Origin of the sequence: Streptococcus sanguinis (genome assembly GCF_050222175.1) — a bacterium.
Taxonomy (GTDB): domain Bacteria; phylum Bacillota; class Bacilli; order Lactobacillales; family Streptococcaceae; genus Streptococcus; species Streptococcus sanguinis_M.
In genome coordinates, this window is sequence record NZ_CP071420.1 from 1,519,296 (window position 1) to 1,534,634 (window position 15,339).

At 46.2% G+C, this 15,339-nt stretch carries 13 protein-coding genes; 2 read left to right on the plus strand and 11 right to left on the minus strand.

Features of this window, described 5'->3' with window-relative positions:
* Nucleotides 1-8: 8 nt before the first annotated feature.
* A complete protein-coding gene (locus J1C91_RS07450) occupies nt 9-3,119 on the minus strand; it encodes a DNA polymerase III subunit alpha (RefSeq protein WP_312023179.1) in 3,111 nt (1,036 codons plus the stop codon).
* 180 nt (nt 3,120-3,299) lie between these two features.
* Between J1C91_RS07450 and J1C91_RS07455 the strand changes: the two genes are divergently transcribed.
* Together J1C91_RS07455 and J1C91_RS07460 are read left to right on the plus strand one after the other, a co-directional pair.
* On the plus strand, nt 3,300-4,007 hold the full coding sequence (locus tag J1C91_RS07455; protein WP_125439052.1) for an ABC transporter ATP-binding protein: 708 nt from the start codon (nt 3,300-3,302) through the stop codon (nt 4,005-4,007).
* Between the two features lie 14 nt (nt 4,008-4,021).
* On the plus strand, nt 4,022-4,855 hold the full coding sequence (locus tag J1C91_RS07460) for a lantibiotic ABC transporter permease (RefSeq protein WP_125439054.1): 834 nt from the start codon (nt 4,022-4,024) through the stop codon (nt 4,853-4,855).
* Nucleotides 4,856-4,897: 42 nt separating this feature from the next.
* On the opposite strand, the gene J1C91_RS07465 is transcribed toward J1C91_RS07460, so the two are convergent.
* The 10 genes from J1C91_RS07465 to asp1 all read right to left on the minus strand — a co-directional run bounded on the left by J1C91_RS07465 (nt 4,898) and on the right by asp1 (nt 15,338).
* A complete protein-coding gene (locus J1C91_RS07465; RefSeq protein WP_002910116.1) occupies nt 4,898-5,593 on the minus strand; it encodes an LrgB family protein in 696 nt (231 codons plus the stop codon).
* Nucleotides 5,586-5,966, minus strand: a complete 381-nt coding sequence (locus J1C91_RS07470; protein WP_002900667.1) for a CidA/LrgA family protein — start codon at nt 5,964-5,966, stop codon at nt 5,586-5,588. Before J1C91_RS07470 ends, J1C91_RS07465 begins: the two co-directional genes overlap by 8 nt.
* A gap of 158 nt (nt 5,967-6,124) precedes the next feature.
* Complete coding sequence (gene asp5, locus J1C91_RS07475; RefSeq protein WP_002917454.1) at nt 6,125-6,346, minus strand: accessory Sec system protein Asp5; 222 nt, start codon at nt 6,344-6,346, stop codon at nt 6,125-6,127.
* A 1-nt stretch (nt 6,347) separates the two neighbouring features.
* Nucleotides 6,348-6,530, minus strand: coding sequence for an accessory Sec system protein Asp4 (gene asp4, locus J1C91_RS07480; protein ID WP_002917455.1), 183 nt, complete (start codon nt 6,528-6,530; stop codon nt 6,348-6,350).
* Nucleotides 6,523-7,872 carry an accessory Sec system glycosylation chaperone GtfB gene (gtfB, locus tag J1C91_RS07485; RefSeq protein ID WP_125439056.1) on the minus strand — a complete coding sequence of 450 codons (1,350 nt, stop codon included), beginning with the start codon at nt 7,870-7,872 and terminating at the stop codon, nt 6,523-6,525. The genes asp4 and gtfB overlap by 8 nt, the downstream gene beginning before the upstream one ends.
* Nucleotides 7,856-9,376: an accessory Sec system glycosyltransferase GtfA gene (gene gtfA, locus J1C91_RS07490; RefSeq protein ID WP_125341670.1), complete on the minus strand. Its 1,521-nt coding sequence runs from the start codon at nt 9,374-9,376 to the stop codon at nt 7,856-7,858. Before gtfA ends, gtfB begins: the two co-directional genes overlap by 17 nt.
* A 12-nt stretch (nt 9,377-9,388) precedes the next feature.
* Complete coding sequence (secA2, locus tag J1C91_RS07495) at nt 9,389-11,770, minus strand: accessory Sec system translocase SecA2 (protein ID WP_125439058.1); 2,382 nt, start codon at nt 11,768-11,770, stop codon at nt 9,389-9,391.
* Nucleotides 11,763-12,242: an accessory Sec system protein Asp3 gene (asp3, locus tag J1C91_RS07500; RefSeq protein WP_125439060.1), complete on the minus strand. Its 480-nt coding sequence runs from the start codon at nt 12,240-12,242 to the stop codon at nt 11,763-11,765. Before asp3 ends, secA2 begins: the two co-directional genes overlap by 8 nt.
* Nucleotides 12,239-13,768, minus strand: a complete 1,530-nt coding sequence (gene asp2 / locus J1C91_RS07505; protein ID WP_125439062.1) for an accessory Sec system protein Asp2 — start codon at nt 13,766-13,768, stop codon at nt 12,239-12,241. Before asp2 ends, asp3 begins: the two co-directional genes overlap by 4 nt.
* Nucleotides 13,758-15,338: an accessory Sec system protein Asp1 gene (gene asp1 / locus J1C91_RS07510; protein ID WP_125439064.1), complete on the minus strand. Its 1,581-nt coding sequence runs from the start codon at nt 15,336-15,338 to the stop codon at nt 13,758-13,760. The genes asp2 and asp1 overlap by 11 nt, the downstream gene beginning before the upstream one ends.
* Nucleotide 15,339 lies beyond the last annotated feature (1 nt).

Here is a 15,339-nt window from a genome sequence, read left to right on the forward strand (position 1 = left end):
CATATTTTTTAACGAAAAATCGTTTTCATAGTATAATTCTTCAATTCCTCTTGCAGCTGCTCTAATTTCTCCACTCGGAAATGAGGTGCAGATATAGTTCGCTTCTCATCTTCATAGCGCAGGACAACCGGAATATTGCCGGGGTATTTCTGCAAAACATGAGATATTTCCCGATCATGCTCATGTCCAGCAAGTTTTATCCAGAACCGTTCTGTAGTGGCTTCTTCTATATCTGACAAGACCAACTGTAAACGACCATCCCGCTCCTGCACCTTGCCGCTCAAGTAGTAAATCCCCTTCTCCTTAATGCGCTCACCTAGCTGGCGATAGGTATCAGGAAAGAGGGTAACATCCAGTTTTTTCTTGGTATCTGAAACCTGCAAGAAGGCCATATTCTCGCCATTTTTAGTCCGGATAGTCTTAATAGTCTGGACTTCAGCCAAAATCCTAGCTCTGCTATTTTCTGTCAACTCAGCAATCCAGCTAAAGGGCTGGGCCGCTTCTTTGGCCAGTTTAACCAAGGGGTGATCGCTAAGCCCCACACCGATTATGCTCTGTTCCAGCTCAAACTTTTCAGCATCGCTAAAATCCTGAGCCTCTGTCCAAGAATAGGTCGTATCCGCAAAGAGACTGCCCAGCTCATCCGCAAATACAAATAGATTAGGCAGATTGGCCAGAATTTTTTGCCGATTTTTCTCAAAACTGTCAAAGAGCCCCAGCTGAATCAGAGGAGTCAGCAGCGGAATCTTATGGTAATTCTGAGGCAGGCGCAGAATAAAGTCTTCCACCCCAGTAAAGGCAGCATTTTGTCGCTCTTCGATAATCCAGTAAGCCAAATCCCTAGGCAGGCCTTTGATATTTTTCAGACCCAAAAAAATCTTCTTATCCTGAAACTTATCATGGTAGGGGATATTGTTGATACTGAGGGGCGCTGTTTCAAAGTCAAAACTCAGGGCATCAGTGATATAGTCGCTGCTAGAATAATTGAGCATGACATCAAAGAAAACATCTGGATAGTGAGCCTTGAAATAAGCCAACTGAAAAGCCAGAGCTGAGTAGGCATAGGCGTGGCTGCGGTTAAAGCCATAGCCAGCAAACTTCTCCATAATAGCAAAGACTTCCTTGGCTTTGGATTCCGAATGCCCTAGCTTGAGAGCACCTGCGACAAAGTCCTCCTGCATGCGGTGCATTTCAGCAGCACTTTTCTTACCCATTGCCCGCCGCAAAATATCGGCTTTCCCCAGACTAAAGCCACCAAAGCGCTGGGCTACCTGCATAACCTGCTCTTGGTAGAGCATGATACCGTAAGTCGGAGCTAGAATATCAGCCAAACTGTCATCAATCAACTCCACCTGCTCCAGTCCATGCTTTCTTTTGACAAAATTGTCGATATAATCACTGGCTCCAGGACGATTGAGAGAAGTCGTGGCCACTACTTCCTCAAAGCAAACTGGCTGAACCCGCTTGAGCAGACTGATAGCGCCCGGCTGCTCAAACTGGAAAATCCCCTTGGTCTGGCCAGCCGCAAAGAGTTTCAGAGTGTCTGCATCCTCCAAGTCAATCTCTGCAATTTCAATATCTACCTCATATTTTTTCAGGGTTGCTTCTTTCATCCGCTGGACAAAGGTCAGATTGCGCAAGCCCAGAAAGTCCATCTTGAGCAGTCCTTTGCTCTCCACACCGTGGGCATCATATTGGGTGATATACATGTCATCACCATATTTGAGCGGTATCTGGTCTGTCAGGTCACTGTCGCTCATCACAACGCCGGCTGCGTGAATAGATGTCTGACGGGGATGACCTTCGATTTTTTTAGCAATATCAAAGGCCTTTTGATATTCTAGCTTACTGTTGATAATCTGACGAAAGGCCATATTTTTCTCATAAGCAGAGGTCAGACTATCGCCAAAGCGGATTTTCTTAGTGATATTGGTTAGCTCATACTCTGGCAGACCGAAGCGCTTGAAAACATCGCGAATGGCCTGCTTGGCTCCGAAAGTCGAGTAGGTCACAATCTGAGCCGCATGCATACTGCCATAGCGGTCACGAACATAGCGGATAAACTCTGGCCGGTAAACATCAGGAATATCGATATCAATATCGGGCATGGTATAGCGCTCTAGATTTAGAAAGCGCTCAAAGAGCAGGTTATTCTTGACTGGGTCAATCCCAGTAATCTCCAAAGCATAGGCCACCAGACTGCCGACAGCAGATCCTCGACCCATACCCATATAGTAGCCCTGACTGCGACCAAAGCGCAGCAAATCCCAGACGATGAGGAAATAATCATCAAAGCCCATCTGATGAATGACAGCCAGCTCCTGGTCCAGTCGTTCCTGATAAAGTTTACCTGTTAGACCACGTTTTTTTAAGCCAACTTCGGAGCGCTCCCTTAGCTCTTCCACAGCTGGCCGCTCCCGATTAAAGCGTGGCAGTTTCAGCTCCCTATTGATATCATAGTGAACATCACGGACTAGCTTCTCAAGATTAGCCAGACTCTCTGGGAAAGTTTCCTTAAAAGCTCCTGCCAGAGCATCTGGTGCCAGAAAAAACTCATGATTAGGGAGGCTGCCAATCTCGCGCAGGCTGGCATTTTCTCGAATAGCCCGGAGCATCTGCAAGGTTTCCAAATCCCCCCTATCAAAATATCGGACGGTATGCAGGGGCAGGGTTGGCCGACCAAACTCCTGCTTAGGCGTTGCTGGAAAGACTCCAACATAAAAATCCATCCCCAAATCTAAATCTGCTACTCCGTCAAAAGCAGGAACAATCAAAGCTAATCCCTTAAATAGATGCTGAAAATCCTCCCAATTTTTTTGTCCCATCATCTTGAGAGTCGAGACTTTCATCAGATTGCGATAGCCCTGACTGTCCAAGGCCAGCAGACGGAGATGAAGCTCCTGCTCTGCCTTGATCAGACTCAGCTCCAAGCCTAAAAGTGGCTGCAGTCCCGCAGATTCGGCTTCCTCTAAGAAATGATAGGCTCCATAGAGATTGTCCACATCCATCATGCCCAGATGACTGTATCCTAAGTCCTTGGCTTTCTGCACATATTTCTTTATCGGGACCAAGCTATCCATAAAACTGTAAACAGTCTTGGTATCAAGTTGTATCACCACATTTTTCTCCTTGAACATGCTTTGCTTCTTCTTATAACTATTATACCGCAATTCACTGAATGAGGGAAATAGGAGTTTGACTGAACAGAAAGATTCCATTCCCTCTTTCCGGCTTTCTTTGCCATTTTCCTAAGGAAAAGGTATAATAATTGTAAATTGAAGAAAATAAAGGAGATATGTATGAATCAGTATCCTCTGGTCTATCTTGACCATGTCCATAAAAATTATGGCGACGCACCCGCCCTGTATGATGTGAGCTTAAACATCCAACCTAGCAGAATTATCGGACTTCTAGGTCCTAATGGAAGCGGCAAGACAACTATTATCAAGCTTATCAATGGTCTCTTGCAGCCGACCTCTGGCCATATCTATCTCAAAGGCGTCAAACCTTCTCCTGATACCAAAAGAATCGTTTCCTATCTGCCAGATACGACTTATCTAAGCGACAGCTCCAAAGTAATCGAAGCTGTAAAATATTTTCAAGATTTTTATGATAATTTTGACAGCACGAAAGCCATGCAGCTTCTAAAGGATCTTCATATCGATCCTCAAGCGCGCATAGGAAGCCTTTCAAAAGGAAACAAAGAAAAAATGCAGCTCATTTTGGTCATGAGCCGCCATGCGGAGCTTTATATCCTAGACGAGCCTATCGGTGGTGTTGATCCGGCCGCTCGCGACTATATCCTGCAGACCATCATTCAAAACCGCACACCTCAGTCTTCTGTCATCATTTCCACCCACTTGATCGCAGATATCGAGCCAATCTTGGATGAAGTAATCCTGATTAACCAAGGTCAGATCTTTTTGCATGAAAATGCTAATCAGCTGCGTCAACAGTACAATCAATCCATTGATAATCTCTTCCGCAGCCAGTTTCGCTTTTATTAGGAGGTCTTCATTATATGTTTGGAAAACTGTTTAAATACGACTTTAAGTCTAATTATAAATGGTATTGTATCACCTTTGCCATTCTTCTGTCTCTCTCTATCTTGATGGGATTTATAACTGGCAGCAGCTTGAGACCTGAGGTCATGGAACGCTATAGTGACTACCCAATGGCTACTAGTGGTGTTATTTTCACTTTATACCTACTCTTCCTCTTGCTTTTTTCTGCATCCTGCGCTGTCTTTCTGTCCAATACCATCATTATCATCCGTCGGTTTTATAAAAATGTTTTTGGGCGAGAAGGCTACCTGACTTGGACTTTGCCGGTTACGCCGCATCAGATTCTTCTGTCTAAACTTCTTTCCGCATTTGTTTGGACCCTCTTGTGTATGCTAACCATGTTTATTAGCGGCCTTGTCATTTTTGGCATTGCCCTCCCTATTACAGGCTATTCATTTAATGAGATTTTTAAATATATTGGCGAAATCCCAGATTTATGGCTTTGGATTGTCAAATACGGCTTCCTTAATCTCCTTCAAATACTTTCTGGTATCCTCTTCTTTTATCTAGCAATCTCAGTCGGACAGCTTTTCAAGAAGAATCGGATTATGATGGCTGTGCTCTTCGGATTTTTGATTTGGACTGTTCTGGCAGTCCTGTCACTCTTATTACCTAGTTCTTTTGATTCATATGGACTACTTAGTTTATATGATTATAGTTACTCCTCTTCGGAATTTGAACAGATGCTAGATGGTTTCATTATTATCCGAATCGTCTTTGAACTCGTCAAAATTTTCGGTTTCTATTTTACAATCTATGCCATCGTAAAAAACAAACTAAATCTGCAATAAGCAAAACAAGGTTGAAACAAAACGTTTCAACCTTGTTTATTTTTACTTCAGAATAATCGCTGCCACGATGGGGCTGACCAGAACGTACATGAGGCCGGTCACGCCAATCGCAAGTCCTGCCATAGCTCCTGCGACCTGGCCGTATTTAAAGGCGGTTCCCGTTCCTACCGCATGGCCTGTTCCCCCTAAAGCTAGACCAATAGCTACCGGGTCTGTGATTTTTAAGAGCTTAAGAAGCGTTGGTCCTAATACACTGGTCAGAATGCCCGTCGCAACCACCACCACTAAGGTCACTGTAGCAAGACCTTGCAGCTTGTCTGTGATACCGACAGCCATGGCCGTTGTGACAGATTTCGGAAAAAGAGAAACAGCCAGAAAGAAATCCATTCCGAAAAACTTAGCCAGTAAAGCAGTGAAGCTGGTATTGACTACAACCGCCGCAAAGGTCCCAATCAAAATACTGCGTGCATGGTGCTTCATCAAATGAAAAGTCTTGTAAAGCGGAATCCCCAAAGCAACCGTAGATGGCACAATTAGGTTGTTTAAATAGGAGCCGCCGACATAGTAATCCTTGTAGGAAATACCGGTTAATTTTAAAAATGCAATAACCAAAACTGCTGCAATCAGCAACGGTGTTGTCAAAGGATGAGGAAATCTCCGAAAAATCAATAGACCACAAAGATAGGCCAAGATAGATAAGGCAAGGCCAAAGAGAGGGTTGCTCCATAAATCAGACATTGCTGGCGTCTCCTTCCTCATAATCTCCTTCAAAACGAGTCTTAATCAGCTGCACCACAACTGCAATCACGCAGACATTAAGCACAATCGCTCCTAAAACAATCAAAATAATCGGCAGCAGATAAGGCGCGATGACCTGAAATTTATCCATGATACCAACCGCAGGAGGCAGAAAAAGGATGGTCATATTTGCCAAAAGAAAATTGCCAACCATGCTGATATGACGCAGGCGTAGGAGCTTGAACTGCAGAGCCAAAAACAGCAAGACTAAACCAATGATACTGCCCGGAACAGGCAGGTGGAAAACACTTGAAATTCCTTCTCCAACGAGGGAAATCATAAAAATAATCATCAACTGAACGTATAATTTCATACCAAACCTCCATCACTTGTATATCCAGTTTACTCCTTTTCAGGAAAATATCAAGGTGCTCTCAGAAATTAAAACCTTTACATAAAAAATCAGCTTATAAAAATTCCCTCCATCGTCTGCAATAGAGGGTCTTTCTTATTTAGCCATCGTCTGAGAAATCAAAGAGATTGAATCATAAAGAAAATCATGAGCACAATCAGGGAAAGGCTTGCTAAAAGAACTAGGATTTTCTTTGCGAGGTGGGTTTCCCAGTAGCCTGACTTGCCGATTGATGTATTGGTGTCTCTGTAAAATTGCTGGTTTTCTCTGGGAAGAAGACTAACCAGCAAAATCAAGACAAAGGCTGCTACAATGGTAAGTGTAATCAATATTGTTTGCATTTTATTTCCTCAAGGCTCCAATCAATGTAAAAATCAAGCCAATCAAGATCATCAAGCCCAAGGCGATGACAAAGGCCTTGTTGAGATTTTCACCCAAGCTAGTCTTTTCTTTCTTGGGCTTGCCATGCTTAAGCTCATCTAACCGTCCCTCAATATCCTTATGAAATAAATCTTTTTTAGCCATGTTGACCTCCTAACAAGCTTTGGAGAGTCTCCTGATAAAGACTGACGGGTACATCGTTAGCATGTCGACCTTGAGCTTGCAAGGCTGACCGCATCTGCTCAACACCAGATAAGGCTTCTTCCAAAGTTGATGCCAGTTGAGCTGGCTGGCTGCTGTCAAAAATATGCTCTCGGGCAATGTAGTGTCTGTCATGCAGGGTCTGCTCAAAGCCAAGAATCAAGAGATTGTTCTCAAAAGCCTTGCGCACTGCCTGCAGGACCTGACCGCCGTGATTGATATCCAGATAGATGTCTGATTCCAAGTAGAGCTGCTCAATCTGCTTGAGACTGGCATTTTGATAAAGTACGACATTCTTATAGGACAGCATAGACAAGAGCTTGGGCGACATTTCCGTGAGAGCTGCAATGCGAAAGACTAGCTGCGGCAGGGACTGAACAAAAAACTCTAAGCCTTCAATCTGATCTGAATGGGTCAGAATTAAAGCATCTTTTCGTAGGTAGTTATCCCGCTTGAAATCATAATGATAGCCCAGATGCAGGAACTTATGCTGGTCAGTCGCTGCCAGACTCTTGGCCTTTTCATAAGTTGCTAAATCTGGAATGACAATGGTCTGCGCCCGCAGCTGACTATTTTCCAGAATCAACTGCATATTGCCGGGCAGCTCATCATACAGAGGCTCCTGCCAAAAGAGAATATCCTGGCCAGACCGGCCGGTCAAGCTGTGGGAAACTAGGAAAGAATAAGCCAGCGAATTAAAGAGAATGTGATCCAAGTCAAAGTCTAGCCGCTCTAAAAAGAAACGGATAAAATCCACTCGGCTTTTAAAAATCCGCAAGGGCTCTTGGTCTAAAGTCAGGATGATGTCACCAGTGGCATGATTTTCCACGATACGCTCCTGACCATCAGTGCTGTAATAGGTTGTGTTGAAAGCTTCCTGTCCTGATTTATAGGCTGTTTTAGCAAAGCAGCGGCCTTGCTTATTATAGCGCTCACTCAGTCGTAGCTGGCCTTTTTTATCCAGCCAGTCTACCTGCTTGACCAGCCGGCCCTTGGCTTGACTGGCATAGTGAATCCGTGCCCTTTCTTCTCCCATGTCACTGACACGCGCCGACTGATGGTCACCTGTGATTTCCCAGAAAGGTGGCACTGGTACTTGATTGAAAAAGAGCGGATGGTCTACTCCCTCTTCATCCCCCAGAAAGTAAGTATAGGGGGAGATCATGTCATCCGGCAGAAAGCCATTGGCCTCAATGACAATGGTCGGACAGTCATAGCCAGCTGCAAGGAGGGAATCATGCAGATCCTGGGTTTCCTGATTGTAATAATCAAAGAGCTGAATCATCTCTGACCTCCTTTAAAAGCTGGGACCAAGCCGCTTCAACTCGGCTGGTCAAATAATTCTCGGCCACTTGATAAGAGTGTTGGCTCATCTCCTGCTGGCGTCCTTGGCTAAAAAGAGCTACTATCTTCTCCACAAAAGCAGCAATAATCTGATCCTCGACCTGATTGGAACTGACCGGTATCAGATAACCATTTTTACCATCATCGATAAAAGTCTGATTGCCATAGCGGACATCAAAGCCGATGAGAGGCAGACCCGATCCAACTGCTTCCATGAGCGTTAGACCAAAGCCTTCACTGGTTGAAGCCGTCAGATAAAGCTCATAACCTACATAAATCTGGCTCAAATCTGCATGCCCCTTGAGCCGAATGTAGTCCTGAGCTCCTGCTTCCTCAATCCTGCGGCGCAGCTTCTCCTCTTCGCCCCCCTTACCGTAAATGTCAAGAGTCAGCTCAGGCAGCTGGGCATGGGCTTGGACAGTCGCTGCCACTAGCCAATCGATATGCTTTTCCGTAGCGAGACGCGAAGCCGTAATCATAGAGAAAGGCTTGCGAGGCTCTTTGGGATAAGTCAACTGGTCGAGACTCCCCACCGGTATGGTGACAATCTTGGGCTGCTTGTCCGAGTAATGCTGAAACTGCTGCTCTAGAATCGCTTTCTGAGCCTCTGTTGCCACGATGAAAAAGTCCACCTTATCAGCATTGGTAAACTGGTAGTCATAGAAATTATTCCAGAGAATGTAGTCGTCACTGCTGGCATTTTCACTAAAATGCTCTGCATGGACCACCACTCCCAGCTTAGCCTTCTGACTCTCCTCAAAGACAACCTGACCAATCCCAGTCTCCCTATCCAAGATGACCACATCATCAGATTTCAACTCCAAGCTCTGAAGAAAATAACGAACCAGCTCAGCCTTGGAATAGAAAATCCGATCCGGAAAGCGATAGAGCTCTTCCTGACCATCCTCTATCAGCATGTCATAGGCCACACTGCCGTCTTCGTGGTAAAAACGGCGCTGGTAGAGGGTTGCGGCGTCATTGTGGGGTGCGAAGTACTCACTGGCATAGCGGACATAGGAGAAATAATCCTTGCGAATCAATCTCCCCCGCGAGACATACTCCACATGCTCGACAAAGTCCTGGTCTTCCTGCCGCAGATAGCAAGTGATAAACTGATCATCCTGCGGATAGAAATAGCGGACAATCTTGCCCTCTCTCTCCGAGCGCTCCGGCTGACCTGCGACTTGAGCCAGCACCTGATCCAGCGTCACCGTCGTTGGTGCAATCTTGACATCAGTAAAGTAATTATAAAGCCAGATAACTTCCTCATCCAGAAAACCAATATTTTCCGTCAAATGCTGAATATTATCCGCTAAAATCATATCCATAAAGATAAACTTAGCCGGCTGCTGGATCCTGCGCAGAAGCTGGGCCCGATAAGCTTGGGCGTATTCTACACCGCTGCTGGCCCAGCCAATGCCTAAGTTGATGTTATATACTGTCATATTCTCCTCGTCTTACGGGAAGTACATGATGACTTCTCCTTTAGGGTTGAGTGCCAATTCACTCATCAAAAGATTCTTGACAATCTGCTGTTTCATGCGCTCCTTCATATATTCAAAGCCATCGTAAGCCTCTTGATAATATTCTACCAGAGGATTTTTCATAGAGAAATGCTGACCGCTCAAGGCCGTCTTGAGTTGCTGCAGATAGTCCACCTGCTCGACCCAGTTCTCATCAATAGCCTTGAGAACGGACACCCGCTGAAAATGGGTGAATAGCTTGTCAGACTTGAGATAGGCTTTCTTTGCCTGCAATTCCTGCTCAGCAATATCCTGCAAGAGCTCTGCAATTTTCTCCGGCGAATAAATATCAAAATCATAAGGAATACGCTCAGCATGATAGCTGAAATGGTCTAAAATAAAGCGATAGAGGTCAGCTCGCGTCTCATAGGACTGCTCATAGGCCGCCTGATGAATGACCTGACTGAGGACACGGCTGATTTCTTCATCAATCCGCTCTTCAGCTTGAATCAGACGATTGCGCTCAGCATAGGTAATCTCCCGCTGAATCTTCATACACTGGGCATATTCCAACGTCATCCGACGGGACATCTTGGCACTGCTTTCGCTGGCTCTCTGGGCCTTAGCTACTAAGCGTCTAAAGCGGCGCTGTCCCAGCTGGACTGGATGCTGCTGAACTTCTTCAGTTGAATAGTCCTTGTAGAGCTTCTTGAGCCAATCTGGCCCCCACTTCCTGAGCAGATCATCCTCTAGCGAGATGAAAAACTTACTAATCCCCGGATCACCTTGGCGGCCTGAACGGCCACGAATCTGTAGGTCAATCCGCTGGTTCTCCATCCGCTCAGTACCAATCACCACGAGACCACCCAAATCAGCGACACCCGGTCCCAACTTTATATCCGTACCGCGGCCGGCCATGGATGTAGCCACCGTCACAGCACCTTTCTGCCCAGACTCTGCGATGATCTGCGCCTCACGCGCCGCATTGTTGGCATTGAGCAGATTGTGGGCGATGCCTTCTCTCAGCAGTAGGGAAGAGTAAATCTCTGACATCTCCACTGAGCCGGTGAAAATCAAGAGTGGATTGCCTTGAGCATGGTAGTGCTTGACCTCGTCTAGTGAAGCAAAGACTTTTTCTGGCAGAGTCTGATAAAGCTGGTCTGGCAAATCCTGTCGAATAACTGGCTGGTTGGTCGGGATCTTGATGACAGACATGGAGTAAGTCTCCATAAACTCGCTCTCCACCACCTTGCCGGTTCCAGTCATACCAGAGATTTTCCGGAAGAGCCGGAAGAGATTCTGATAGGTGATGGAAGCCATGGCCCGCGTTTCCTCCGTCAGCTTGACATGCTCCTTGGCCTCAATGGCCTGGTGCTGGCCTCCCTGAAGCCGGGTCATTTCCAGCAGACGGCCGGTTGCGCGGTCCAGAAGTACAACTTCTGCTTCTTTGTCACCCTGGCGGACAACATAGTCCTTATCCTTCTTGTAGAGCTTGTGGGCCCGCAAGGCTAGATTGAGGTGGCGGACCAACTCTTGATTTTCCTTGGAAAAAAGATGCTCCAAGTCAAGAAAAGACTCTGCCGCTAAAATACCTTTTGATGTCAGCCAGACTTCATTTTTCTCGTCATCGTAGTGGTAGTCCTCTTCTTCTTTCAAAGTCGTAATGAAGGTATCCATGATACCATAGAAGTTTGACTGAACTCGAGGAGCACCAGAGATAACTAAAGGCACCTGAGCGCTGTCCAAGAGGATGGAGTCAATCTCGTCTATGATGACATAGTTGAAAGGACTAAGATATTGGCTATCCTTATTCTCTGCTAGATTTTCAATCAGATAGTCAAAGCCCAAGGCACTATTGGTCGTATAGACAATATCCGCCTGGTAAATCAGCCGCTTTTGCTTGGGCGTCAAATTTCCAGACTCATCAGCTACCACTGCTGCCTCAATAGTCAGCCCCAGAAAACGATAGACCTGACCCATTTCCTGAGCGTCCCGCAGGGCCAGATAGGTATTGGTGGTCACCAGCATAGCTCCTTGTCCAGACAGGGCATTAAGATAGAGCGGCATGGTAGCTGTCAGGGTCTTACCCTCTCCCGTAGCCATCTCAGCGACATTGCCCTCATGGAGAACAATCGCCCCCATGACCTGCACATCGTAGGGAAACATGCCCAGCACCCGCTTGTCCGCTTCCCGCACCACAGCATAAGCCTCCGGCAGCAAGTCGTCTAAAGTCTCACCTGCGGCCAATCTCTCCTTAAATTCCTGTGTTTTCTTTCGCAGGTCAGCGTCTGACAAGCCAGCCATTTCTGACTCAAAGCTCTTGACTTTGGCTAAGATTTTCTTTAAGCGCTGAATTTGAAAATGATTTTTAATCATCAGACTCCTCTATGATTTGGTCAATATTTAGGCAATGAAACTCTAAGGACTCAACTCCTGCACTCAGCAGCTGAACCTTATAGCTATAGGCTTCCTTTGGGTAGGTAAAGATCATACTCTCCGAGCGCTCCACTTGATTGCTGATTTCTTTATCATAGCGGTCAAAGAAGATGATTTTCAGAAAGACGCTGGCTTCAGGATAAGTGGTCATATCTCTAGACAGGCCGTAGCGAGCTCCCTTTTTGAGCAAGGGGAGAGCAGGTACCTGCCGGTCTCGCTGATAGTTCCATTTGGAAGACCATTCATGGATGGTCTGGCCAGAAGCCATTAGTTTATTTTCAAAAAATACATGTGAAGGGGAATGAATAATAAGGGTAGTGCCGTAGAGATAGGTAAAGTCAGTCATTTTACCAGCTGCCGAAACCCCTCTCAGCTCTCCCCAGTAAACACCCTTTCTTTTTTGAATCTTCATTTCTTTCTCCCAAATTCCTTTTCCAATATCATTCGATAATAATTCATAAACCAAGACACAGACACAGCTAAGTCGTCATTATGGCGTCCAGGGACACCTCTGCTAATTAGCTTGGCCTCAGTCAGATGAAGAGCTGCCACCAGATCCTCATAGGCCGTCGGATCATAGTCCTCTTCTCTCATATAGGCGATACCAAAGGTCGTACGGCTGAAATCAGCCTTCTCAAACTTACGCCAGTAGCGTTGATTCAACTCCTCTACATGTTCCTGATCTTTGCCACCCGTGTGACGGTGAAGGACATCTAGAGCCGTCGGAAAGACCTCGGGCAGGCGTAAACGACCACGTTGGGCAATAGTGCCTAGATTTCCCAAGGGCTTGGACAAAACGATAGCCCGCGGACGAAACTCCGAACCGTAATAAACCGCACCATAGGTCCCCATTGACATGCCTGATAGAATCAAATCCCGCTCAGTAAAGCCCAGAAAGTCTAAATGCTCTTGGATAATATTATGAATACTGCTCTCCAGTTCCTGACTGCCCAGATAGAACATACCGCCATCCACGCGCGGATCAGAAAACAAGAGAAAAGGACAGCCTAAACTCCGCATCATTCCAAAGCCCTCAAAGCCTTCCGCCCGACGGTAACCAGAGAAATAAACAGCCAAAGGCGGCTTCAAATCTCCTGGATAAAAGAAGTAATTAATCTCTTGTCGATGGCTATCGCGGAGAATCTTTCCACCCAGGACGTACTTGCCAAACTCATAGCGGGTCAGGCGCTGATGCAGAGCACCAACCTGAATCCGTCCCTCGCCTCTAGCCTCCAGACTGACTCCCAGATAGGAAGTAAAGTCATTGTCCAGAACCATGGATTCCCGCATGTCCTCTTCTGCGAAAATAGTCTCGCGAGCAATATCTGCAGTCGAGCCTTCTTGAATATTATAGAGGCGCAGCCGCAGCTCACAGCTGCCTGACTTTTCATATTCAAGCCAAAGTTCAACTGGATTGAACTTGTTGGCTATAACATTGTATTTCCAAGACAGGATTGGCTGAAAGTCCTGACCAAAATCCCCTTCCAGCTCTAGATTTTCATAGCCATTGTAGCAAATCTTGCCACGAAAGCCGGGACTGACCACCATATCAAGCGGGGTCATCTTATCGCCATACTGGCCGGAAAAGAGAGCCTTGGACAGCTTGCGGACCAGGTCAGCTCGATTGCTCATATCCGTTGGCTGAGCACAGTGACGCTTAAGGAAGTACTCAATATCCGCTTCCTGAGTTTCCTGTTCCTGATCATAGAAAACTGTATAAGGGATAATCTTGGCCTCAATCATAAACAAATCCGGAATCCGACGCAAATCGTCTACCAGAATCGCATCAAACTTGCTAATCTTATCCATCTCCATGACCTTTTTGATAGCTAGATTGGAGTTAGGAAAGAAATAATACCAGGCCATATTGTCTGGAATAGCAAGCTCTTTACTCCAGTCGCTTGAGCCAATCTGTAAGATTTTCAGCTTATTTTGCATTCTCAGCCTCCTTGAGCCACTGCTCCCACCGGCCAATCAGCTCCAGACCAGTATTATGATGGATTTTTTCAATGGAATAAATCAGAGCCTGGTTCCAATTTTTCAAACCTTCCAAGTAATAGTCTGCAGCAATCGGTAGATCAGAGATAGAGTCCAAGATATAGCCATTTTGCAGATGGGTCACATAGTCCGAGCCCACCAGATTAATCTGCGGAATCCCGGCAGAAATACCAGCAATCTGTGTATAGAGATTGGGCTGCTCACTCAGGTCAATGATTAACCGCGTATCGTCCAGCTCCTGAATCAAGCTGAGCTCGTCCGTGATATTCTTAATGGTGAAACGGAGGACCTGCTCCTGATTTTCCAGCAGGGCATTCTCAGCCTGCTCACTGCGGCGGTAGTTCTTGACAAATTCATACCGATTCAGAAATTCATCAATAACCTCCTGCACCTTGGTCTCCACCTTTTGGATTCCTTCCTGCCAAGCATTGTAAACACCGATAGTCAGCTCCGTATCCGGATGCTTGGCCACATAGTGAAGAACCTTGAAGATGGCATAGTCATTAAGCCCTTCTTCCAGATTAATTTGATAAAAAATCTTGGATTCGCGGCGGCGTTGGCTCTTGCCCAGCTGCAGACGGGTATCAAAAGGCGACAGGTAATGCACCTTCTGAGCCTGTCCAGGCAGGTAGCGCTGAATAGCCTTCTTGAAATCCATGCGATCAGTCAAGACTAAATTCGCCTGCTGCAAATCTGCTTCTAAAGCTAGCCAATCCACTGTATGATTGCGCTCATGGAAAAAACTGAGAATGATTTGAACATTCTTGGGCAATAAGCGCAAAACGGCTTGAGTGTATAAGGGATGCGTTGCCAGCACGAAGCGGCTGTCCGGTTCTGCATTGCGCTCGATATAGTGGCCTAATTTCTCCAAGATTAAGTCCGGCATCCGCTCATACTCCAGCTTATCAAAGTCCAGTAAGTAAGCAGGATTGACCTCTACCCGGCGGTCGTCAGGCTTCAGATGCTCACGAATCCGCCAGTCACCATCCGGCTGTAGGTAGTCCTGATAAAGGAGCTGACCTGCTTCATAATAGGTGATACTGGAAACAAAGCCCCGATCATCAAAGATATAAAACTTGTCCAGCTGGTCATCCTTGAAAAACTTGATGAAACTGATAAAGCCTTCTACTCCAAACTCGACATGGGCATAGAGCTGTCCCTGCCTGCGGACCATGATTAGAAAGGGCGTATAGACAAACTCGCAGTCTGGCTCCCAGTCCAGATCCTTTATTTGCAAGACCTGCATTTCTTTAGACTGGATTCCCTGAATCTCATCAAAGACCGAGTAATAGTCCGTCTCAAAAATGTCCTGCCGATGCAAGAGATAGCGGGCATGTGGCATATAGGCTGGCAAAAGCAGCTGAACGGGCAGATTTTCACTTTGAAAAATACGAATCTGATGAATGGTATCATCAAACTCCAATCGCTGCATAGAGCGGTACCAAGGGACAATATCCCGGTGCCAAACCCGCTCCCCACTGCCACTCCATGAAGGAATAAAGTAATACATA

What these genes read in the sequence shown, in the direction of transcription:
- asp3 (WP_125439060.1), bottom strand. Translation starts at nt 12,242, where the DNA reads ATGAAGATTCAAAAAAGAAAGGGTGTTTACTGGGGAGAGCTGAGAGGG.
- gtfB (WP_125439056.1), bottom strand. Translation starts at nt 7,872, where the DNA reads ATGATTCAGCTCTTTGATTATTACAATCAGGAAACCCAGGATCTGCAT.
- J1C91_RS07460 (WP_125439054.1), top strand. Translation starts at nt 4,022, where the DNA reads ATGTTTGGAAAACTGTTTAAATACGACTTTAAGTCTAATTATAAATGG.
- asp2 (WP_125439062.1), bottom strand. Translation starts at nt 13,768, where the DNA reads ATGCAAAATAAGCTGAAAATCTTACAGATTGGCTCAAGCGACTGGAGT.
- J1C91_RS07455 (WP_125439052.1), top strand. Translation starts at nt 3,300, where the DNA reads ATGAATCAGTATCCTCTGGTCTATCTTGACCATGTCCATAAAAATTAT.
- secA2 (WP_125439058.1), bottom strand. Translation starts at nt 11,770, where the DNA reads ATGATTAAAAATCATTTTCAAATTCAGCGCTTAAAGAAAATCTTAGCC.
- J1C91_RS07465 (WP_002910116.1), bottom strand. Translation starts at nt 5,593, where the DNA reads ATGTCTGATTTATGGAGCAACCCTCTCTTTGGCCTTGCCTTATCTATC.
- J1C91_RS07470 (WP_002900667.1), bottom strand. Translation starts at nt 5,966, where the DNA reads ATGAAATTATACGTTCAGTTGATGATTATTTTTATGATTTCCCTCGTT.
- asp4 (WP_002917455.1), bottom strand. Translation starts at nt 6,530, where the DNA reads ATGGCTAAAAAAGATTTATTTCATAAGGATATTGAGGGACGGTTAGAT.
- asp5 (WP_002917454.1), bottom strand. Translation starts at nt 6,346, where the DNA reads ATGCAAACAATATTGATTACACTTACCATTGTAGCAGCCTTTGTCTTG.
- gtfA (WP_125341670.1), bottom strand. Translation starts at nt 9,376, where the DNA reads ATGACAGTATATAACATCAACTTAGGCATTGGCTGGGCCAGCAGCGGT.
- asp1 (WP_125439064.1), bottom strand. Translation starts at nt 15,338, where the DNA reads ATGTATTACTTTATTCCTTCATGGAGTGGCAGTGGGGAGCGGGTTTGG.